This is a genomic window from Caballeronia sp. GAWG1-1 (assembly GCF_023631465.1).
Lineage (GTDB): Bacteria > Pseudomonadota > Gammaproteobacteria > Burkholderiales > Burkholderiaceae > Caballeronia.
This window is the reverse complement of sequence record NZ_JALQDB010000008.1, coordinates 285465-307356: the sequence shown is the minus strand read 5'-3', so window position 1 is coordinate 307356 and position 21892 is coordinate 285465. Positions and strand designations below refer to the sequence as shown.

Annotated in this window: 15 protein-coding genes; 7 read left to right on the top strand and 8 right to left on the bottom strand. The window is 63.4% G+C overall.

What is annotated here, in order from left to right:
• Nucleotides 1–3 precede the first annotated feature (3 nt).
• From fixL to NCT03_RS05445, 6 genes are all read left to right on the top strand, one after another.
• Nucleotides 4–2556, top strand: coding sequence for an oxygen sensor histidine kinase FixL (gene fixL / locus NCT03_RS05470; RefSeq protein WP_244827598.1), 2553 nt, complete (start codon nt 4–6; stop codon nt 2554–2556).
• Nucleotides 2553–3194: an oxygen response regulator transcription factor FixJ gene (gene fixJ, locus NCT03_RS05465; RefSeq protein ID WP_244827597.1), complete on the top strand. Its 642-nt coding sequence runs from the start codon at nt 2553–2555 to the stop codon at nt 3192–3194. The genes fixL and fixJ overlap by 4 nt, the downstream gene beginning before the upstream one ends.
• A 564-nt stretch (nt 3195–3758) precedes the next feature.
• Nucleotides 3759–5021: a DUF3300 domain-containing protein gene (locus NCT03_RS05460; protein ID WP_250492180.1), complete on the top strand. Its 1263-nt coding sequence runs from the start codon at nt 3759–3761 to the stop codon at nt 5019–5021.
• A gap of 42 nt (nt 5022–5063) precedes the next feature.
• The gene (locus tag NCT03_RS05455; protein WP_502800350.1) at nt 5064–5969 is read left to right on the top strand and encodes a DUF2950 domain-containing protein; all 906 of its coding nucleotides are present in this window, start codon (nt 5064–5066) and stop codon (nt 5967–5969) included.
• 218 nt (nt 5970–6187) lie between these two features.
• Nucleotides 6188–7042 carry a bifunctional methylenetetrahydrofolate dehydrogenase/methenyltetrahydrofolate cyclohydrolase FolD gene (gene folD, locus NCT03_RS05450; protein ID WP_244827596.1) on the top strand — a complete coding sequence of 285 codons (855 nt, stop codon included), beginning with the start codon at nt 6188–6190 and terminating at the stop codon, nt 7040–7042.
• 182 nt (nt 7043–7224) lie between these two features.
• Nucleotides 7225–9330, top strand: coding sequence for a M3 family metallopeptidase (locus tag NCT03_RS05445; RefSeq protein ID WP_250492145.1), 2106 nt, complete (start codon nt 7225–7227; stop codon nt 9328–9330).
• Nucleotides 9331–9381: 51 nt separating this feature from the next.
• Here NCT03_RS05445 and NCT03_RS05440 read toward each other — a convergent pair whose 3' ends face one another.
• The 7 genes from NCT03_RS05440 to NCT03_RS05410 all read right to left on the bottom strand — a co-directional run bounded on the left by NCT03_RS05440 (nt 9382) and on the right by NCT03_RS05410 (nt 19202).
• Nucleotides 9382–10656 (bottom strand): amidohydrolase family protein, encoded by a 1275-nt coding sequence (locus tag NCT03_RS05440; RefSeq protein ID WP_244827594.1) that lies wholly within the window; start codon nt 10654–10656, stop codon nt 9382–9384.
• Nucleotides 10657–10967: 311 nt separating this feature from the next.
• Nucleotides 10968–11558, bottom strand: a complete 591-nt coding sequence (locus tag NCT03_RS05435) for a GNAT family N-acetyltransferase (RefSeq protein WP_250492143.1) — start codon at nt 11556–11558, stop codon at nt 10968–10970.
• Between the two features lie 280 nt (nt 11559–11838).
• The gene (locus NCT03_RS05430) at nt 11839–14580 is read right to left on the bottom strand and encodes a DUF4118 domain-containing protein (RefSeq protein WP_250492142.1); all 2742 of its coding nucleotides are present in this window, start codon (nt 14578–14580) and stop codon (nt 11839–11841) included.
• A gap of 32 nt (nt 14581–14612) precedes the next feature.
• A complete protein-coding gene (gene kdpC, locus NCT03_RS05425) occupies nt 14613–15170 on the bottom strand; it encodes a potassium-transporting ATPase subunit KdpC (RefSeq protein ID WP_250492141.1) in 558 nt (185 codons plus the stop codon).
• Nucleotides 15171–15181: 11 nt separating this feature from the next.
• Complete coding sequence (gene kdpB / locus NCT03_RS05420; protein WP_284503046.1) at nt 15182–17314, bottom strand: potassium-transporting ATPase subunit KdpB; 2133 nt, start codon at nt 17312–17314, stop codon at nt 15182–15184.
• Between the two features lie 14 nt (nt 17315–17328).
• Entirely contained in the window at nt 17329–19110 is a 1782-nt protein-coding gene (kdpA, locus tag NCT03_RS05415) for a potassium-transporting ATPase subunit KdpA (protein ID WP_250492140.1), read from the bottom strand.
• Entirely contained in the window at nt 19107–19202 is a 96-nt protein-coding gene (locus NCT03_RS05410) for a potassium-transporting ATPase subunit F (RefSeq protein WP_244827589.1), read from the bottom strand. The genes kdpA and NCT03_RS05410 overlap by 4 nt, the downstream gene beginning before the upstream one ends.
• Before the next feature lie 369 nt (nt 19203–19571).
• Between NCT03_RS05410 and xth the strand changes: the two genes are divergently transcribed.
• Nucleotides 19572–20348 carry an exodeoxyribonuclease III gene (gene xth, locus NCT03_RS05405; RefSeq protein WP_244827588.1) on the top strand — a complete coding sequence of 259 codons (777 nt, stop codon included), beginning with the start codon at nt 19572–19574 and terminating at the stop codon, nt 20346–20348.
• Nucleotides 20349–20364: 16 nt separating this feature from the next.
• On the opposite strand, the gene ntrC is transcribed toward xth, so the two are convergent.
• Nucleotides 20365–21843: a nitrogen regulation protein NR(I) gene (gene ntrC / locus NCT03_RS05400; protein ID WP_250492139.1), complete on the bottom strand. Its 1479-nt coding sequence runs from the start codon at nt 21841–21843 to the stop codon at nt 20365–20367.
• Between the last annotated feature and the right edge of the window lie 49 nt (nt 21844–21892).

The following is a 21892-nucleotide window of genomic DNA, read 5'->3' as shown; positions in this document are numbered from 1 at the left end:
TCCATGTTGACCGATCGGCTTCTCGCACGCTCGGCGCGGGTCGCGCGCAAGCCGACCGACTCGTCGCCCACCCGCTGGCACCACGGACCGTGGTGGTCGAACTCCTATTTACTCACGCCGCTCATCTCGATCCTCGTTTTTCTGGTCGTCATGAGCCTGATTCTCTGGAGTCTCAACCGCCGCGAGCAGCAGCAGCAGGAAGACACGCTATACCGGAACGTCGCCTGGGCCCAGCAACAGATTCGTCTTTCGATGACGGGTGCGCAAGAGCAGATCCAGGCGTTATCGCGAGACATCGCAAGCGGTCATGGCGACCCTCAGACATTCCAGACGTCTTCCACCGACATCATGCAGGGGCATCCCGAGATCCTCTACATGAACTGGTACACGAGCCAGCACAAACCGCGCTGGCCCAATACGCCGCTGCCGGTACTCGGGTCGCGGCTCGCCAAACCCAACGACACGCAGATGGACGAAGCGGTGCAGGCCGCCTTCGAGGAAGCGCGCACGACGCGTCGCCAGGTTTATTCGCCCTTACTCTACGACGACCTCGGCAACGGCTACATCACCTTGCAAACGCCGGTGTTTCGCGACCGCGAATTCCTCGGGTCCATCGCGGCAGTGTTTTCCATCGAAGGCATTCTGAAGCACGACATTCCGAGCGAGCTGTCGGCGAAGTACAAGATCTCCATCACCGATCTGAACAATCGCGAACTCGCGACGACATCGAGCCGTCCACGCCTGCCGCGCGACATGTTCTACGATCTGCCGCTCGATCCGCCCGGCCAGGGGTTGTCGGTGCGCGTGTATTCGTATCCGCAGCTCACGAACTTCACGAACAACACGCTGGTGTGGCTCGTCGCCGGCCTGTCGTGCTTCGTGCTCTGGAGCTTGTGGAGTCTCTGGAAGCACACGCGTCAGCGCTTCGAGGCGCAACAGGCGCTTTACGCCGAAGCGTTCTTCCGCCGCGCGATGGAAAACTCCGTCTTGATCGGCATGCGCGTGCTCGACATGCACGGCCGCATCACGCACGTGAATCCCGCGTTCTGCCGCATGACGGGTTGGGACGAAAGCGATCTCGTCGGCAAGAACGCGCCGTTTCCGTACTGGCCGCGCGATGCCTATCCCGAGATGCAGCGCCAACTCGACATGACGCTGCGCGGCAAGGCGCCCTCTTCCGGTTTCGAGTTGCGCGTGCGCCGTAAGGACGGTTCGTTCTTCCACGCGCGTCTTTACGTGTCGCCGTTGATCGACAGTTCGGGCCGCCAGACTGGCTGGATGTCGTCGATGACGGATATCACCGAACCCAAGCGCGCGCGCGAAGAGCTCGCCGCCGCCCACGAACGCTTCACCACGGTGCTCGAAAGTCTCGATGCCGCCGTCTCCGTTCTCGCCGCCGACGAAGCCGAACTGCTGTTCGCGAACCGCTATTACCGGCATCTCTTCGGCATTCGTCCGGACGGGCACTTGCAGCTTGCGGGCGCCGGTTTCGATGGCGCTTCGGGTTCGTCGGAGCTGAGTTCGTCGGACACCATCGACATGGTCGATACCTACGCCGGACTGCCCGCCACCGCGCTGACCGAAAGCTCGGCCGACGCGCAGGAAGTCTATGTGGAAGGCATCCAGAAGTGGTTCGAAGTGCGCCGCCAGTACATTCAGTGGGTGGACGGCCATCTCGCGCAGATGCAGATCGCGACCGACATCACGCAGCGCAAGCAGGCGCAGGAACTCGCGCATCAGCAGGAAGAGAAGCTGCAGTTCACGAGCCGTTTGATGACGATGGGTGAAATGGCGTCGTCGCTCGCGCATGAGCTGAATCAGCCGCTCGCGGCCATCAACAACTATTGTTCGGGCTGCGTCGCCTTGGTGAAATCCGGGCGCATGACACAGGAATCGCTCTTGCCCGCGCTCGAAAAAACCGCGCAGCAGGCGGTGCGCGCAGGCATGATCATCAAGCGCATTCGCGAGTTCGTGAAGCGCAGCGAGCCGAAGCGGCAGGCGACGCGCGTGGCCGATATCGTCGCGGATGCAGTCGGTCTCGCCGAAATCGAGGCGCGCAAACGCAAGATTCGCATCGTCACGGAAATCCGCTCGCGCATGCCGGTGATCTATGTCGATCCCGTGCTGATCGAACAAGTGCTCGTGAATCTGTTGAAAAACGCAGCCGAAGCAATGCATGATGCAAAACCGAATGCCGTCGATCCCGTAATCCGCGTGATCGTGCAGCGGCTCGACGGCGGCGTGGTGTGCATCAGCGTGGTCGATCAGGGCCCGGGTGTGGATGAAGCCACCGCCGAGCGTCTCTTCGAACCGTTTTACAGCACCAAGTCCGATGGCATGGGCATGGGGCTGAACATTTGCCGTTCGATCATCGAATCGCATCGCGGCCGCCTTTGGGTCGTGAACAATGTCGAATCGGACGGACACGTGACCGGCGCGACTTTCCATTGCAGCCTGCCGATCGGCGAAGTGGATGGGTCGGGCACGGACTCGGGCGGCAACGCCGGGTCGCAAAGCGAACATACGAGACAACAAACAGTTACGGGAGAACTATGAGCAGTCCAGTCACCACTCAGGAAACCGTCTTTGTCGTGGACGATGACGAAGCCGTGCGTGATTCGTTGCGCTGGCTGCTCGAGGCGAACGGGTATCGCGTGCAGTGTTTTTCGAGCGCGGAATCGTTCCTCGACGTCTATCTGCCGATCGCGCATTCGGGCGCCATTTCGTGCCTGATTCTCGATGTGCGCATGGCCGGCATGACCGGCCTCGAGTTGCAGGAAAAGCTGATCGCCGAGAATTCGCTTCTGCCGATCATCTTCGTGACCGGTCACGGCGATGTGCCGATGGCCGTCTCGACGATGAAGAAAGGCGCGATGGATTTCATCGAGAAACCTTTCGACGAAGCCGAACTGCGCAAGCTCGTCGAGCGCATGCTCGAAAAAGCGCGCAACGAAAGCAGCAGCGTGCAGCAGCAACGCGCGGCCGCCGAGCGGCTTGGCAAGCTCACGGCGCGCGAGCATCAGGTGCTGGAGCGGATCATCGCCGGGCGGCTGAACAAGCAGATCGCCGACGATCTCGGCATCAGCATCAAGACGGTGGAAGCGCATCGCGCGAACATCATGGAGAAGCTGTCCGTGAATACCGTTGCCGACCTTCTGCGTCTCGCGCTTTCAAACAAGCCGCAGCAGCAATAACCGTAGTTCACTGCCTAAAGGCAATCTTCAACCATACGGCCGGCATTCGATGCTGGCCGTATGCGTATTTGCGCTTCCAATTCACGCGCCCTTCTCTCGACATTCCTTCGTTGTCCGCGCATGCAAAACGTGATATTTCGTGGATCACGTTGGCACATTCCAAGGGCGGCCCGTAACTCGACCGCACCCTCCTTACGAGAACGAGGTCATGCACGACAACGCATTCGTCGCCTTTTCAAACGGTACTTCGGCACGCGGGCAAACGTTTGAATTGAGTGCTGCCAAAAGCAGCGTGATTGCCTCGGTGCTTGCTTCACGTCATTGCCTTTCATCGGCTTCGCTCTTACTTCTCGTACCGCCAATCCATCCCGCTGGTTCACGCTCATCTCTCGCGCGCATGTCGTGTCATGCGGCGGCGTGTGCGCGTCTGCCGGGCGCCAAGGTCGCGCCCGAAGCATCGAATACCGTGCAACGGAGGAACTGAAATTGACCGCTCATCGCACCCGTTTGACCCGGCCCGCGCGGCAAGCCCGCATGCTCGCGCTGTGCGCGGCGCTTGCCGCCATGCCGCTCGCCGCGCTGCATTGCTCGTCCGTGCTTGCGCAGACTCAAGGCGCGGCCAGTACGGCGCCCAAGCTCGGCAATCAGCAACTCGACGCGCTCACCGCGCCCGTCGCGCTTTATCCCGATGCGCTGCTCGCGCAAGTGCTGATGGCGTCGACGTACCCGCAAGAGGTCACCGAGGCCGCGCAATGGTCGAAGACCAACTCGAACATCAAGGGCGACGATGCCGTCAAGGCCGTGCAGTCCGAGCCGTGGGACCCGAGCGTGCAATCGCTCGTTGCTTTCCCGCAGGCGCTCGCGACGATGGCATCCAAGCCCGACTGGATGACGCAACTTGGCAACGCGTTCATTGCGCAGCCGAGCGACGTGATGGACTCCGTGCAGCGCTTGCGCCGCGCCGCGCAGACAGCGGGCAATCTCAAGAGCACGGAGCAGCAGAAGATCGTGGTCGAGCAGCAGACTATTCAGATTCAGCCTGCCAATCCGCAAGTGGTCTACGTGCCCACCTACAACCCGACGGTCGTGTACGGCGCGTGGCCGTATCCCGCGTATCCGCCGGTGTACGTGCCGCCGCCGCCCGGCTATGCGATCGCCACCGGATTCGCGACGGGGCTCGCGTTCGGCGCGGGCATCGCGGTTGCGAATTCGTTGTGGGGCAATTGCGACTGGAACCACGGCAATGTGAACGTGAACGTCAATCGGTACAACAACATCAACGTGAACAATCGCCTGAACGCGAACAGCAATAACGTGAACTGGAACCGCAACGACCCGCAGTTCAACCGGAACAACGTCGCGAACCGGCAAAACAACTTCAACAATCAGAATCTCGGCGCGGCCAACCGCGATCAGTATCGCGGCCGTAACGACGCCCGCGCGCAGGCCGCACAGACGCTGCAGCAGCGCACCGGCCAGAACCTCAACCAGAATGCGAGTCAGCGCGTGCAGAACATTCGGCAAGGCGGCGGTCAGAACGCGCTCGACAACAACGACGTGCGGCAGCGTGCGCAGAGCGTGAATCGCGATAACGCGCTGCGCGGCGCGGGCGACGGCAACACGGCCCGGCAGGACGCTCAGCGCGGGCAAGCGAGCAGGCAGTCGTTCGCGAATCAGCAGAATCGCGTGGGCGGCAACGGCGGCGGCGTGCAGCGCCCAGGTCTTGGTGCGGGCGGCGGCGGCGTGCAGCGCGAAGGCGGCTTCGGCGGCGGAGGTTTTCACGGCGGTGGCGGACTTGGCGGTGGCGGAGGTTTTCATCGCCGTTGATCGTGTCGCGCCCCATGTCCCCATCCGCTACAGGAGCCTGAGATGACGTTTAACCAAGCACTCGCACTTTCACGCGCCTTCTGCGCCGCACTCGCTTTCATGTCGTTGTCGATGCCCATGCTCGCGCACGCGCAAGCCATTTACCCGTCGCCAGAAGCCGCCGCGGAGGGGCTCACCGATGCCATCGCCTCCAACGACGAAACCGCGCTTTCCAAGGTGCTCGGCAAGGACCACGCGCAGTATGTGCCGACCGACAGCATCGGCGAGCAGGATATCTATCAGTACCTTGGCTCGTGGGCCAAGGGGCATCGCATCGTCGAAGATGCCAAGCCGCTCGGCGGCCGTCGCAGCGCGCACGTGGAAGTGGGCGACAGCGGCTGGACGCTGCCGATCCCGCTCGTGAAGGCGGCCCAGGGCTGGCGCTTCGACATGCCCGCCGCGCGCGATGAAGTGCTGACGCGGCGTATTGGCCGCAACGAGCGTTCGGTGATTCAGGTCGCGCTCGCTTTCGTCGATGCTCAAAACGACTTTCGGAAGCTCACGAACCACTACGCGCTGCGCTTTCTGAGCACGCACGGCACGCACGACGGCCTTTACTGGGACGCCGCGCCCGGTGAACCCGAAAGCCCGCTCGGCCCGCTCGCCGCCACCATGCCCGACAAGACCGACACGGCCGATGCCTACTACGGTTATCACTACCGCATTCTCACGGCGCAGGGGCCGCATGCGAAAGGCGGCGCGATGAACTACCTGCAGGACGGAAACCTGAGCCGGGGTTTCGCCATGATCGCGTGGCCGGCAAAGTATGGGCAGACGGGCGTGATGTCGTTCATCGTCAATCAGGACGGGCAGGTGTACGAGAAGAACCTGGGCGCAGCGACGCCGCGCACGGCGGCGGCGATCAAGTCGTTCGATCCGGATTCGTCGTGGCAGCCGGTCGCCCAGTGAGAAGGCCGGCCTGAACGATGCGCGCGTCGCCGAATCAAAGCGGCGACGCGCACCGCCCAGAACGCCACGAAGCCCTCGGCGGTATAATTTCGCCCTTCCCCAGGGTGCGAAGACACCCGGCGATGCCCGCGAACAAACGCGGCATCATCGCGCCGGGCGCTGCGAGTCCGACGCCCGGACATCTCTCTCGCCCATCCTCGATCCGAATCCGATTCGCCATGACTGCCCAACTCATCGACGGCAACGCCCTCTCCAAGACTCTTCGCGCCGATGTCGCCCGGCGCGCCGCCGCCCTCACCGCTCGCGGCCACAAGCCTGGCCTCGCGGTCGTGCTGGTGGGCGACAATCCGGCAAGCGAGGTCTACGTGCGCAACAAGGTCAAGGCGTGCCACGACAACGGCCTGCATTCGGTGTTCGACCGCTTTCCCGCGACGCTCGCCGAGAACGAATTGCTCGCGCACATCGACAAGCTGAACGCCGATCCCGCGATCCACGGCATTCTCGTGCAATTGCCGCTGCCCGCGCATATCGACAGCCATAAGGTGATCGAAGCGATCGCGCCGCAAAAGGACGTCGACGGCTTCCACGTCGCCAACGCGGGCGCGCTCCTGACGGGCAAGCCGCTCTTTCGCCCGTGCACGCCCTATGGCGTGATGAAGATGTTCGAGGCGCACGGCATCGACCTGAAGGGCGCGAACGCGGTGGTGATCGGCCGCTCGAATATCGTCGGCAAGCCCATGGCGCTCCTGCTCCTCGAAGCGGGCGCGACCGTCACCATCTGCCACAGCAAGACGCGCGATATCGCCAGCTTCACGCGCAACGCCGATGTCGTCGTGGCCGCCACGGGCCGCCGCAATATCCTGACCGCCGACATGGTAAAGCCGGGCGCGACGGTGATCGACGTCGGCATGAATCGCGACGATGCCGGCAAGCTCTGCGGTGACGTGGATTTTGCGAACGTGAAGGAAGTGGCCGGCTTCATCACGCCGGTGCCGGGCGGCGTCGGACCGATGACCATCACCATGTTGCTCGTCAACACCGTCGAAGCGGCCGAACGCGCGGCGCTGGACTAAGCGACCAAGCGACCGGAGCTGGCACGAAAAGAATTTCATCCATTAATCGGCCCCTTAAAAACAAACCATTGGATTTTGCCCACGCCGCCCTTAAATAATGCTCGAATAGAGCAAACGAACGAAGGTTTGGGCGCCTCGCGCCCGCACCCGAATCAGCATGTATTAGCAAGTAAGGGAGAGTCATGAGCGATACCATCCAAGCCACCACGAACGCCGCAGCCAATCCGCTGCTCGATTTTTCCGACCTGCCGCGTTTTGGGGACATCAAGCCCGAACATGTGACGCCCGCGCTCGACGTGCTGCTCTCCGCCGCGAAAGCCGCCGTCGATCGCGCGAGCGCGCCCGAGACGCCCGCCACCTGGACGGATATCGTGGAGGCAGTCGAACTCGAATCGGAGAAGCTGTCGCGCGCGTGGGGTGTCGTCGGCCATCTGAACGCGGTGGCGGACACGCCCGAACTGCGTGCCGCTCACGCCGCGAATCTGCCGCGCGTGACCGAGTTCTCGGCGAGCGTCGGTCAGAATCTCGCCCTCTACGAAAAGTACAAGGCGATTGCGGCCGGCCCCAACTTCGAGAGCCTTTCCCCCGAACGCAAGAAGATTCTCGAGAACTCGCTGCGCGACTTCCGTCTGTCCGGCGCGGAGCTTTCCGAGGACCGCAAGCCGCGCTTCGCCCAGTTGCAGGAAGAACAGGCCGCGCTCTCGAAGGCGTTTTCGGATCACGTGCTCGATTCGACCAACGCATATGCCTATTACGTCACGCAGCAAAGCGAACTTGCAGGCCTGCCCGACGACGTGATCGAAGCGGCACACGAAGCCGCCCAGCGCGAAGGCAAGGAAGGCTGGAAGTTCACGCTGCACTTCCCGTCGTATTTCCCGGTGCTGCAGTATTCGGAGCATCGGCCGATGCGTGAGGCGATGTATCGCGCGTATGTCACGCGTGCGTCGGAACTCGGCGAGACCTACGGCAAGGGCCGGGCCGAGTGGGACAACACGCAGAACATCGTGGAGAACCTGGCGCTGCGTCTCGAAGAAGCGCGCACGCTTGGCTACCAGAACTTCGCGGAAGTGTCGCTTGCACCGAAGATGGCCGAGTCGCCCGCGCAAGTGATCGCGTTCCTGGAAGACCTCGCAAAGCGCGCGCGTCCCTATGCCGAAAACGACTGGATGGAACTGCGCGCGTTCGCCGCCACCGAACTCGGCATGCCCGAACTGCAACCGTGGGACATCGCGTTCGCGGCGGAGCGTCTGCGTCAGAAGCGCTATTCGTTCTCCGAGAACGAAGTGAAGCAGTACTTCCCGCAGGAAGCCGTGCTCAAGGGGTTGTTCAAGGTCACCGAAACGCTCTTCAACGTCTCGATTCGCCGTGACGAAGCCGCCGTCTGGAACAAGGACGTGCGCTTCTTCCGTGTGGAAAACCAGGACGGCACGCTCGTCGCGCAGTTCTACCTCGACCTGTACGCGCGCGAAGGCAAGCGCGGCGGCGCATGGATGGACGACGCCCGCTCACGCCACAAGCGCGCGCAAGGCGGCGTGCAGACGCCGGTCGCCTATCTCACCTGCAATTTCTCGGCGCCCGTCGGCAACAAGCCTGCGTGCTTCACCCACGACGAAGTCATCACGCTGTTCCATGAATTCGGCCACGGTCTGCATCACATGCTGACGCGTATCGAGGAAATGGGCGTGTCGGGAATTAACGGCGTCGAGTGGGATGCGGTCGAATTGCCGTCACAGTTCATGGAGAACTTTTGTTGGGAGTGGGACGTGCTGACCGACATGTCGTCGCACGTCGAAACGGGCGCACCGCTGCCGCGCGAACTCTTCGACAAGATGCTGGCGGCCAAGAATTTCCAGAGCGGTCTCGGCACCTTGCGGCAGATCGTATTCTCCATGTTCGATCTCGTCCTGCACACGTCTTACGATCCGGCGGACAGCACGCAGAACGTCAACGACCTGGCGCGCGAGATCAACGAGAAGTTCCACGTGATTCCGCAAACCTCGTTTTCGCGCTGGCCGAACACGTTCAGCCATATCTTCGCGGGCGGTTATGCGGCCGGCTACTACAGCTACAAGTGGGCCGAAGTGCTTTCCGCCGATGCCTACGCCGCGTTCGAGGAAGCCGCGAAGCTCGCGAACGGTTCAGTGCTGGATGCGCAGACGGGAACGCGGTATCGCCGGGAGATTCTCGAAGTCGGCGGCAGCCGTCCCGCGATGGATTCGTTCAAGGCGTTTCGCGGACGCGAGCCGAACATCGACGCGCTGTTGAGGCATAACGGCATGGCGGGATAAATCGAAAAGGGGGCTTCGGCCCCCTTCGTTTTTATCCGCGTTATTGTCCGCCTAGCGCCAGAGTTTGAAGTCGACGCTTGGCGGCCGTCCCTCCAGCGCAAGCGTTGCGCGCACGGCAGGACTTCGGCTCACGACCTTTCCTCGTCTCACCACGGCCACGCGCGCCGCGCGCAGGCGAATGGCTTCGATCGGATCGCGTGCGTCGAGCACGACGCAATCCGCGTTGCATCCCACTTCCAGCCCATAACCTTCGATGCCCAGAATGCGCGCAGGCGTCGTCGTCACCGCATCGAACGCGGCGCGCATGCCATCCTGGCTCGTCATCTGCGCGACGTGCAATCCCATGTGCGCCACTTCAAGCATGTCACCGGAGCCCAAGCTGTACCACGGGTCCATCACGCAGTCGTGTCCGAAGGCAACATCGACGCCTGCCGCCATCAGCTCGGGCACGCGCGTCATGCCGCGCCGCTTCGGATACGTATCCGATCTGCCCTGCAACGTGATGTTGATGAGCGGATTGGCGATCGCCGCGACGCCCGACTCGCGAATCAGCGGGATGAGCTTGCTCACGTAGTAGTTGTCCATCGAATGCATGGACGTAAGATGCGAGCCGGTCACGCGGCCTTGCAGACCGAGCCGGTGCGTTTCGGCGGCGAGCGTTTCGATGTGACGCGACATGGGATCGTCCGATTCGTCGCAGTGCATGTCGACACGCAAACCCTGCTCCGCCGCGTATTCGCACAGCAGTTTCACGGACGCCGCACCGTCGGCCATGGTGCGTTCGAAGTGCGGAATGCCGCCGACCACATCGACGCCGAGCGCAATCGAGCGCTTGAGATTTTCGAACGCGCCGGCGCTGCGCAGCACGCCGTCTTGCGGAAACGCGACGAGTTGCAAATCGAGATACGGCTTCACGCGCCGCTTGACTTCGAGCAAGGCTTCGACCGCGAGCAGACGCGGATCGCAGACATCGACGTGCGTGCGAATGGCGAGCAAGCCGCGCCCGACCGCCCAGTCGCAATATTGCATCGCGCGTTCGACGAGCGCTTCCTGCGTGAGTTCGGGCTTGAGTTCGCCCCACAGCGCGATGCCTTCCAGCAGGGTGCCGGACGCGTTCACGCGCGGCAAGCCGTAAGAGAGCGTCGCGTCCATGTGAAAGTGGGCATCGACGAAAGGCGCGGTGACGAGCGAACCGTCGGCGTCGATTTCCTCGCGCGCGGTGGCGCTCAAATGCGGCTCGATGGCGACGATGCGCCCCGCTTCCATGCCGATGTCGACCAATTCGCGACCGCGCACGAGCGCCGCGCGGCGAATGATGAGATCCATGTAAGAACCCTCCGCTGTAAGGCTGTTCGTCCGATTGTAGCGGGACAGAAAAGCCGTGCGGGCTTGTTTGGATGACGCGCAAAGCGCGCTAGTGGCTGTGCGTTGCGACGTTGCGGCGTTTGGAGAACAGATGCCACGTTAAGACAACGTGCCGACCTTGCCGAATGACGCGCGTTACAAGCGCGTGCTCGTCTCGCGCGGCAGAGCGGCGTACTAGCGAAAAGGCGCATCGCCTTGCATGGCAAAGCGCACGCGACGATGCGCTCACGCGCCACTTCGTCGCCTTCATGCACGCGCGGAGAAAGACCCCGCTACGCCTGGCCTTCGAGCTTGGCAAGCAACGTCGCTTTGACGCCGGGCCATTCGTCGTCGATGATCGAAAAGCGCACCGAGTTGCGCTTGCGGCCATCGGGCATGATGCGCTCGTGCCGCACGATTCCTTCCTGTTTCGCGCCGATGCCGAGTATCGCCGCGCGCGACTTCGCATTGAGTTCGTCGGTGGTGAACTGCACGCGCACGCACTGCATGGTTTCAAACGCGTGCGTGAGCAGGAGCAGCTTGGCTTCGGTGTTGATGCCCGTGCGTTGCGCCGATGCCGCGAGCCACGTATGACCGATCTCCTGCTTGCGGTTCGCGCGATCGACTTTCCAGAAGCGCGTGCTGCCGGCAACCTTGCCCGTATCGCGGCGCACGATCACGAATGGCATGACGGTGCCGGCATCGCGACCGGCGAGCGCGGCATCGATATAGCGGGCGATGGTGTCGGCGTTCGGCACGACGGTGACCGCGAGATTCCAGAGCTCGCCGTCGGCGGCGGCATCGAGCAAGGCTTGGGCGTCATCGCGTTGCAGCGGGCGAAGCTGGACGCGCGGTCCTTCGAGCGTCGGTTGAGGATCGGTCATGGCGTTTTGTGAGCGTGGCGGCGAATGGCATGATCGCATGGAGGCGCGGGCTTCGGCACGCCGCCAGACGGCCGAGGCCTACAGAAAGCCGAATGTGCCCGCTTATTCATGGCAACCGTGAATGGCGGCGACCCTATTGAGCCGGGCAACACCGCTCGTCGTCTGCGCGTCCGATATCGTGAGAACGCGTCCGGTTCGTCTACGGAGCCGCAAGGTAATCGTTAATCGAAAAGACCGCGCGCCCGACTCGCGAGATTTCCGGCTCGAGCCATCCCACCGCTCAACCCGCCATATCGCCATCCCGTTGCGGCGCTTCAGCCTCCTCGTCCTGCGGCATATCCCTAGGCATCGCCTCCTCCACCGGCAACGTGAACCAGAAACGCGCGCCGCCATCGGCACGATTCTCCGCGCCGATGCGCCCGCCATGCGCCTCGACAATCGCCCGGCAGATCGCAAGCCCAAGCCCGATGCCCGGTTTCGCCGACTCCTTCTCCCCGCGCGTGAACTTTTCGAACAAGCGCCCTTCGCTACCGGCAGGCACGCCCGGACCGTCGTCGTCGATACACACGCGCACGACGCGGCCATCGCCATCCTGCTCGGCCGCCGCGCTTATGCGTATGGCGGAACCCGCAGGCGTGTACTTCGCCGCGTTCTCGAGAAGGTTCGCGAAGAGCCGCTCCATCAGCACGGCATCGAGCATGAGAAGCGGCAGATCGGCGGGAACGCGCACCTGCACCGGACGGCCGGCGAGCGTCCGGCGCATGACGTTGAGCGCCGCGCCGACGGTCTCCTCGAGCATCGACCATTGACGGTTCAGCCGCACAGCGCCCGCCTGCAAACGCGCCATGTCGAGCAGGTTCGTCACGAGCCCGCTCATGCGCAACGCTTCCTCGTGGATCGCATGAATCAGCTCGCGCGACGACGCTTCCGACGCCCCGCCCTCCAGCAACGACGCAAAGCCGACGATCGATGTCAGCGGCGTGCGCAGATCGTGCGATATCGCGGCCAGCAAGGCATTGCGCATGCGCTCCGACTCCATGTTGACGAGCGCGTCCTGCGCGATCTCCACGTAGTGCACGCGCTCCAGCGCCAGCGCGATTTGCGCCGCGAAGGTTTCGATCATGCGCCGCTGCTCCGGCACGGCGAATTCGGCCTCGCGTCCCGTGACGAGCGCCAGCACGCCGCGCGTGCGCATCGGCGCCTTGAGCGGCAAGTAGAGCGCCGCAGCGGCTGGCAGCGTTTCCGCGCCATGTCCCGCGGGCTTTTGCTGATCGTAGACCCATTGCGCGATATCGATATCCAGACGTGCGGCATCAAGCGCCGTGTCGGGATTCGGCTCGCCCACTTTCTGGCGCACTTGTTCGGCGGCATCGGGCAGCAGAATCGCGACCTTCGCCTGAAAAATCTCCGCGACATGGCGCGTGCCGATCTCGATGATCTGCTCGGTCATCAACGCGGCCGCAAGCTCCTTGGTCATCGCGTACATGGCGCTCGTGCGCCGTTCCCGTTGCGATGCAATGCGCGCCTCGCGCCGCAAACTCGACGTGAGATGGCTAATGGTGAGCGAAGTCAGCAGCATCACGATGAAGGTCAGCAGATACTGCGTGTCCGTCACGGAGAACGACAGCGTCGGCGGCACGAAGAAGTAATCGAACGCGGCGACGGAGAGAAACGAGAGCATGACGCCCGGCCCGCGTCCGAGCCGTACCGCCGCGAAGATCACGCCCAGCAGATACAGCATCACGAGATTGGTGATCGCGAAATGGCGCGCTTCCAGGAAGTTCGCGACGACCGTAATGGCCGCACCGATGACGAGCGCAAGAAGGTACGCATGCGGCGGCGAATGCGCGGTGAACGACATCGCGTAGTTCGTGCGCGGTTCGTCGCGTGGACCGGTGGACACGAGCGTCACGTCGATATCCGCTGCCTGCCGCACGATGCGCTCGGTCATCGGCGTATCGAAGAGGCGGCGCCATCCGCCGGGCAAGGACGCACCCGCCACGAGCTTCGACACGTTGCGCATGCGCGCATAAGCGATGAGCGTGGCCGCCGCATCGGCGCCATCCAGCGTGACGGTTTCCGCGCCGAGTTCGGCGGCGAGCTTGAGGGCGTCGAAGGTGCGTTGACGCTTGTCATCGGGAAGGCGTTGCAGGCGCGGCGTCTCCACGTACACCGCGAGCCAGTCCGCCTTCAGCGCGCTCGCGAGCCGCGCCGCCGCACGCACCAGCGCCGCGCTTTCCGGGCCCGGACCGATGCACGCGATCAGCCGTTCGCGCGCGCGCCAGATACGCTCGATGGACTGATCGGCACGATACTCGCGCATCTGCGCATCCACGCGATCGGCGGTGCGCCGCAACGCCAGTTCGCGCAGCGCGATGAGATTGCCCTTGCGAAAGAAGTTGCGCACCGCATGCTCGGCCTGTTGCGGCAGATAGACCTTGCCGTCGCGCAGACGGTCGAGCAACTCTTCGGGCGGCAGGTCGACGAGCGTGACTTCGTCGGCGCGATCGAACACGCGGTCGGGCACCGTCTCCCATACGCGAATGCCGGTGATACGCCCGACGATATCGTTGAGACTTTCGAGGTGCTGGACATTGACCGTGGTGTATACGTCGATGCCCGCATCGAGCAGTTCCTGCACGTCCTGCCAGCGCTTCAGATGCCGCGAACCTTGCACGTTCGCGTGCGCGAGTTCGTCGACGAGGATCAGTTGCGGCTTGCGGGCAAGCGCGGCGTCGAGATCGAATTCGGCGAGAAGCCGCCCGCGATACTCGATGCGCGCAGGCGGCAGAACGTCGACTCCTTCGAGCAGCGCAAGCGTCTCTTTCCGCCCATGCGTTTCGACGACGCCCGCGACCACGTCGACGCCCTCTTCGCGCAAACGCCGCGCGGCCTGCAACATGGCGAACGTCTTGCCCACACCCGCCGATGCTCCGAAAAAAATCTTCAGCCGGCCGCGCTGACGCTGCGCTTCCTCACGTTGCAGTTTGTCGAGCAGTTCATCGGGAGTGGGACGGGTCATCGTGGGCGGCGGATTGCTTCAAGCGTGATCGATCATCGAACATCGTCGAGCGCGAGATTCAATTTAAGCACATTCACTCGCGGCTCTCCGAAGAGACCGAACTGTCTACCGGACGTTGCCTGCGCGACGAGCGTTTCGACCCGTGCGCGCGGCAGGCCGCGCGCCTTCGCCACGCGTTCGACCTGATACGCCGCCGCTGCCGGACTGATCTCGGGATCGAGCCCGCTGCCCGACGACGTCACGAGGTCGACAGGCGCGGACGCCGGATCGTCGAGCGCGGTGATCCGCGACTTGATTTCATCGGCGAGCGCAGGGTTCGTCGGACCGAGGTTCGAGCCGCTCGAAGCGCTCGCGTTATACGGGTTCGGCGTGGTCGCCGAGAGACGGCCCCAGAAGTAGCGCGGGGCATCGAATTGCTGGCCGATCAGTTCCGAACCGACCGCCTTCCCATCTCGCTCGATGATGCTGCCGTTCGCCCGATGCGAGAACGCCGCCTGTCCGAGCGCCGTCACGATGGCCGGATAAAGCAAGCCGGTCACGACAGTCAGCGCGAGCAGCAGCACGATCGCGGGACGCAAGAGGTTCTTCATGTTCATCTCCATTATTGCCAGCCGAGTGCGCTGATGGTCATGTCGATCAGCTTGATGACCGGAAACGGCAACACGATGCCGCCCAGCCCGTAGATCAGCAAATTACGCCGCAAGAGCGAAGCTGCGCCGAGCGCGCGATACTTCACGCCCTTCAACGCGAGCGGAATCAGAAACACGATGATCAGCGCGTTGAAGATCACCGCTGAGAGAATCGCCGACGACGGCGACGCGAGATGCATTACGTCGAGCACGCGCAATTGCGGATACGTCGTCGCGAACGCGGCCGGGATGATCGCGAAATACTTGGCCACGTCGTTGGCGATGGAAAACGTGGTGAGCGAACCGCGCGTCATCAGCATCTGCTTGCCGATCTCGACGATCTCGATCAGCTTGGTCGGATTCGAATCGAGATCGACCATGTTGCCCGCTTCCTTCGCGGCCTGCGTGCCGGTGTTCATCGCGACGGCGACATCGGCCTGGGCGAGCGCGGGCGCGTCGTTGGTGCCGTCGCCGGTCATCGCCACGAGCCGCCCTTCGGCCTGATGCGCGCGGATGGTCGCGAGCTTCGTCTCCGGCGTGGCTTCGGCGAGATAATCGTCGACGCCCGCTTCGGCGGCAATCGCGGCGGCGGTCAGGCGGTTGTCGCCCGTCACCATCACGGTCTTGATGCCCATCTTGCGCAGTTCGGCAAAGCGCTCGCGAATACCGCCCTTCACGATGTCCTTCAACTCGATCACGCCGAGCGCGCGCGCGCCGCCTTCGAGCATGCGTTCCGCGACGACGAGCGGCGTGCCGCCGCGTCGCGCGATTTCATCCACGGCGCTCTGCACTTCCTGCGGAAAACGCCCGCCGTGTTCCTCGATGTACTTCTTCACCGCGAGCGCCGCGCCCTTGCGAATCTCGCGGTCGGGAAGATCCACCCCGCTCATGCGCGTCTGCGCGGAGAACGCCAGAAACGTCGCGTGCAAGCTGGCCATGTCGCGTTCGCGGATGTTGAAGCGTTGCTTGGCCAGCACCACGATGCTGCGTCCTTCCGGCGTTTCGTCGGCGAGCGAGGCGAGTTGCGCGGCATCGGCGAGTTCGCGTTCATCGACCCGCGGCGCGGGCGCGAACGACGACGCCTGCCGGTTGCCGAGCGTGATCGTGCCGGTCTTGTCGAGCAGGAGCACGTCGACATCGCCGGCGGCTTCGACCGCGCGGCCCGAGGTCGCGATGACGTTCGCCTGCATCATGCGGCTCATCCCCGCCACGCCGATGGCGGACAGCAGGCCGCCGATGGTCGTCGGGATCAGGCAGACGAGCAAGGCCACGAGCGCGGTGATGCTCACTACGTGGCCCGCCTTCGCGGCATCGACGGCGAACATGGAGAACGGCAAGAGGCTCGCGGTGGCGAACAACAAGACGAGCGTGAGCGCGACGAGCAAGATGGTGAGCGCGATTTCGTTCGGCGTCTTCTGACGCTTCGCGCCTTCGACCATGGCGATCATGCGGTCGAGAAACGCCTCGCCCGGATTCACGCTCACTCGCACGACGATCCAGTCCGACAGCACGCGCGTGCCGCCCGTCACCGACGAGAAGTCGCCGCCCGACTCGCGGATCACGGGCGCGGATTCACCCGTGATCGCGGATTCATCGACCGATGCCACGCCTTCGATCACTTCGCCATCGGCGGGAATCGCGTCGCCCGCTTCGACGAGCACGACATCGCCGCGCCGCAGATCCGTCGATGCAACGATGCGGATCGGCGACTTCGGATGCGGCTCGTTGAGCTTTTTGGCGACCACGTTGTGCTTGGCGTTGCGCAACGACGCCGCCTGCGCCTTCGAGCGCCCTTCCGCGAGCGCTTCCGCGAAGTTGGCGAAGAGCACCGTGAACCACAGCCATAACGCGATCGCGAGGATGAAGCCCGCAGGCGCTTCGGCCTGGCCCGCGAGCGCGGCGATCCAGAGCACGGTCGTGAGAATGCTGCCGACGTACACGCAGAACATCACGGGGTTTCGCAACTGCGTGCGCGGCGCGAGCTTGACGAACGAATCGACGATCGCGGGCTTCACGAGCGCGGGATCGAACATCGAACGGGCCGCCGTGCGCGTCTGCCCGGTATTGTCCGGACGATGCAGCGGCGCTTGATTCATTTGATTCATGCTTTCCTCGAGATTCAGTGGCCGGCGATCATGCCGAGATGCTCGACGACCGGCCCGAGCGCGAGCGCGGGGACGTACGTGAGCGCGCCGACCAGCACCAGCGTGCCGAGCAGCAACACGACGAAGAGCGGTCCGTGCGTGGGCAGCGTGCCCGCCGTCACCGCGAGGCGCTTCTTGGCCGCGAGCGATCCCGCGATGGCGAGCACCGGAATGATCGAGCCGAAGCGGCCGAACCACATCGCGATGCCGAGCAGGACGTTATAGAACGGCGTGTTTACCGAAAGGCCCCCGAACGCGCTGCCGTTGTTGTTGGCGGCGGAACTGAAGGCATAGAGCACTTCGGAGAAGCCGTGCGCGCCGGGATTGGCGATACCCGCCGTTCCCGCCACGCTCAGCACGGCGATCGAGGTGCCCGCGAGCACGATGAACGGCGTGAGCAAAATGGTGATCGACACCATCTTCATCTCGAACGATTCGATCTTCTTGCCTGCGTATTCGGGCGTGCGGCCGATCATCAGCCCCGCGACGAACACCGCGAGCAACGCGAACACGAGCATGCCGTAGAGCCCCGACCCGACGCCGCCGAAGATCACTTCGCCAAGCTGGATGAGCAGCATCGGCACGAGCCCGCCGAGCGGCGTCAGCGAATCGTGCATGTTGTTGACGGCGCCGCATGAGGCCGCGGTCGTCGCCACCGTGAAAATGCCCGATTGCGCAATGCCAAAGCGCGTTTCCTTGCCTTCCATGTTGCCGCCCGATTGCAGCGCGGACGCGGTCGTATCGACATGCAGCGACGCATAGACCGGATTGGCCGACTGTTCCGCCGCGATCTCGCTCCAGCAGGCGGCGGCGAACGCGATGGTCATGGCCGCGAGCACCGCATAGCCTTGCCGCTTGTCGCCGACCATGCGCCCGAAGACGACGCATAACGCCGCCGGAATGACGAGCATGGCGAGCATCTGCACGAAGTTTGCAAACGGCGTCGGGTTCTCGTACGGATGCGCGGAGTTTGCGTTGAAGAAGCCGCCACCGTTGGTGCCGAGCATCTTGATGGCTTCCTGCGACGCGACGGGGCCCATCGGCAGCGTTTGCTTGTCGTTCTTGAGCGTTTGCGTGACGGCCTTGCCTTGCGCGTCCGTCGACTGCGTCTGATACGTCGTGACTTGCAGCGTCGAGACGTCCCGATACGCCTTGAAGTTCTGGATCACGCCCTGACTCACGAGCAACACCGACACGACGACCGCAAGCGGCGCGAGCACGTACAACGTTGTGCGCGTGAGATCGACCCAGAAGTTGCCGATGGTCTGCACCGAATGCCGCTTGAAACCGCGAATCAGCGCGATGACGACAGCAATGCCCGTCGCCGCCGAAAGGAAGTTCTGCACGGTCAGGCCGAGCATTTGCGCGAGATAGCCGAGCGTGCTTTCACCGCCGTAGTCCTGCCAGTTCGTGTTGGTCACGAAGCTCACGGCGGTATTGAAGGCGGCGTCGGGCGTCATCGCGCCGAAGCCTTGCGGGTTGGCGGGCAGCAGATGCTGCACGCGCAGCAAGCCGTACAGCGCGAGCGTGCCGAGCGCGTTGAAGAGCAGCACGGCGAGCGCGTAGTGCTTCCACGACATTTCCGCTTCGGGGTCGACGCCAGCCAGGCGGTAGATGAATCGTTCGACGGGTCGTGTCTTTCTCACGATCACCGACGAGCCATCGAGCACGTTCGCGATGTATCGGCCGAGCGGGATGGCGAGCGCGATCAGCACGACGATGAAGAGTGCTGTCTGCATCAGCGAATTGGCGTTCATTCGAGGTTCTCCGCGTCGAGAAGCGCATAAACCAGGTACGCGAAGAGCAGCAGCGTCGAGGCGGCGGCGAGCCACATCATCCAGGCGTTCATGCGCGGCCTCCCTGAACGCGGTTGCGCAGTAGCGCGCAGCCACGCGTGAGGGCCACGCACAGGGCCCAGAACAGGGCTATGCCGGCGAGGTAAAGCAGGTCCATTGAGACGTTCTCCCCTATCGGTTTTCGGATAGGGTGGAGATTAGGGGAGGACGCGTAAAGGGTTGGATAAGGTTGGAGGGGGCGGTGTAAAAATGGTGTAAAGAGGCGCTTCGACCGCAGCTTTGCGAAGCACGCGGAAGGCTGCCGAAGCCGATCCGCCATGACATGGCGGTATCATTCGGGATGGCTATCCGCACTTGAATCGCCTTGCGCACGAAGTCCGGCGCACTCGACCTCACCAGAACCAAAGATAATCGTCGTCCCCATGAAAATCGCCACCTGGAACGTCAACTCGCTCAAAGTCCGCCAGCAGCACGTCATCGACTGGCTGGCTTCCTCCAACGTCGACGTCCTGTGTCTTCAGGAACTCAAGCTCCCCGACGAAAAGTTTCCGCGCGCCGAACTCGCGGCCGTCGGTTTCAAAAGCTGGTTCGCGGGACAGAAGACCTATAACGGCGTCGGCATCCTGGTGCGCGACGGCATGGAAGTGGACGAGGTGAACGTCATTCGCAACATCCCCGGTTTCGAGGATTTGCAGCAGCGCGTGATCGCGGCGACGGTGGAAGGCGTGCGCATTGTGTCGGCGTATTTTCCGAACGGCCAGGCGCCCGGCACCGAGAAATTCGCCTACAAGATGCGCTGGCTCGACGCGCTGCGTGAATGGCTGCGCGGTGAGATGGCGCATCATCCGAAGCTGGCGTTACTCGGCGACTACAACATCGCGCCAGACGACCGCGACGTGCACGACCCGAAAGCGTGGGAAGGACAGAATCTCGTATCGCCCGAGGAGCGCGCGCACTTCGTGCAACTCGTCGAACTCGGCCTGACCGATGCCTTCCGCAAGTTCGAGCAGCCCGAAAAGCTCTACACGTGGTGGGATTATCGAATGATGGCGTTCCGCCGCAACATGGGTCTGCGTATCGACCATATCTTGCTGTCGGCGGAACTTTCGGCGCTATGCACTTCGTGCGAAGTCGATAAAGCGCCGCGCAAATGGGACCAGCCATCCGACCACGCGCCGGTGATCGCGACGCTCGGCTGACCCCATCTGCTCCAAATCACGCGTCCAAATGCAGTTCCTGAATCTTGCGCGTGATGGTATTGCGGCCAATGCCCAGACGCTCGGCCGCTTCTACTTTCCGGCCGCGCGTGAAGTCGAGTGCTTCGCGAATCACGGCAGCCTCGAAACGGCGCGCGAGTTCGTCCATGACATCGGCCGAATTCTCACGCAAAAGGCGCGCGACTTCCGTGCGCAAGCCGTTCTCCCAGACGCCAGCCGGCGTTCCGGCCAACGGCGCCGCGACGCCGTTGGTGACTGCGGGCCCCGCCGTCATCGCGCCATCGGGCAACACCGCAATGCTCTCCGCCGACGCATAGTCCTGTCGCGGCGTGAGGTCGGGTGGCAAGTCCTTCTGCTCGATGACTTGCGCGGGCGCCATCACCGTCAGCCAGTTGCACAAGTTCTCCAACTGGCGCACGTTGCCCGGAAACGGCAGCGACGCCAGATAAGCAATCGCTTCGTCCGAGACACGCTTGGGCTCGACGCCCAAATCACGCGCGCTCTTCTGCAGAAAATGCCGCGTGAGCAAGGGAATGTCTTCGCTGCGCTCACGCAACGCGGGCAAGCGCAGGCGAATCACGTTGAGCCGGTGATACAAGTCCTCGCGAAACAAACCCTGCCGCACGCGCGATTCGAGATTCTGATGCGTCGCCGCGATCACGCGCACGTTCGCCTTGAGCGGATTGTGTCCGCCCACGCGATAAAACTGTCCATCGGAGAGCACGCGCAGCAAGCGGGTCTGCAAGTCGAACGGCATGTCGCCGATTTCATCGAGGAACAGCGTGCCGTTTTCCGCCTGCTCGAAACGCCCTTGCCGCATGGCCTGCGCGCCGGTGAACGCGCCGCGCTCGTGACCGAATAGTTCGGATTCCAACAGATCCTTCGGAATCGCCGCCGTATTCAGCGCGATGAACGGTCCGTTCGCGCGCGGGCTATGTCGGTGCAAGGCGCGCGCGACAAGCTCCTTTCCGGTGCCTGATTCGCCCGTGATGAGCACGGTCGCCGCCGAATGCGACAATCGGCCGATGGCGCGAAACATGTCCTGCATGGCCGGCGCCTGGCCGAGCATCTCGGGCGTTTCCGTCACGCGCTCGTCGAAGGCGGACTCGCCGCGCATGGACTCGTCGACGGCGCGGCGGATCAGTTCGACGGCCTTGTCGACATCGAAAGGCTTCGCGAGATATTCGAACGCGCCGCCCTGGAATGCGGCCACCGCGCTATCCAGATCCGAGAACGCCGTCATGATGATGACTGGCAAGCCCGGCAAGCGGTCACGCACCGTTTGCAGCAATTCGAGGCCCGAGCCGCCTGGCATGCGGATGTCGGAGACGAGCACTTGCGGGCTGTCGTGCTCGAGCGCGGCGAGCGCATCGCGCACGCCGGAGAAACTGCGCGTCGTGAAGTTCTCACGTGCGAGTGCTTTCTCAAGCACCCATCGGATTGATTGGTCGTCGTCTACTATCCAGATCGGCTTCATATCGTTCGGCGAGAAGTCTTCGTGTGGTTCGGTGTGAGCCCGTCGAAAC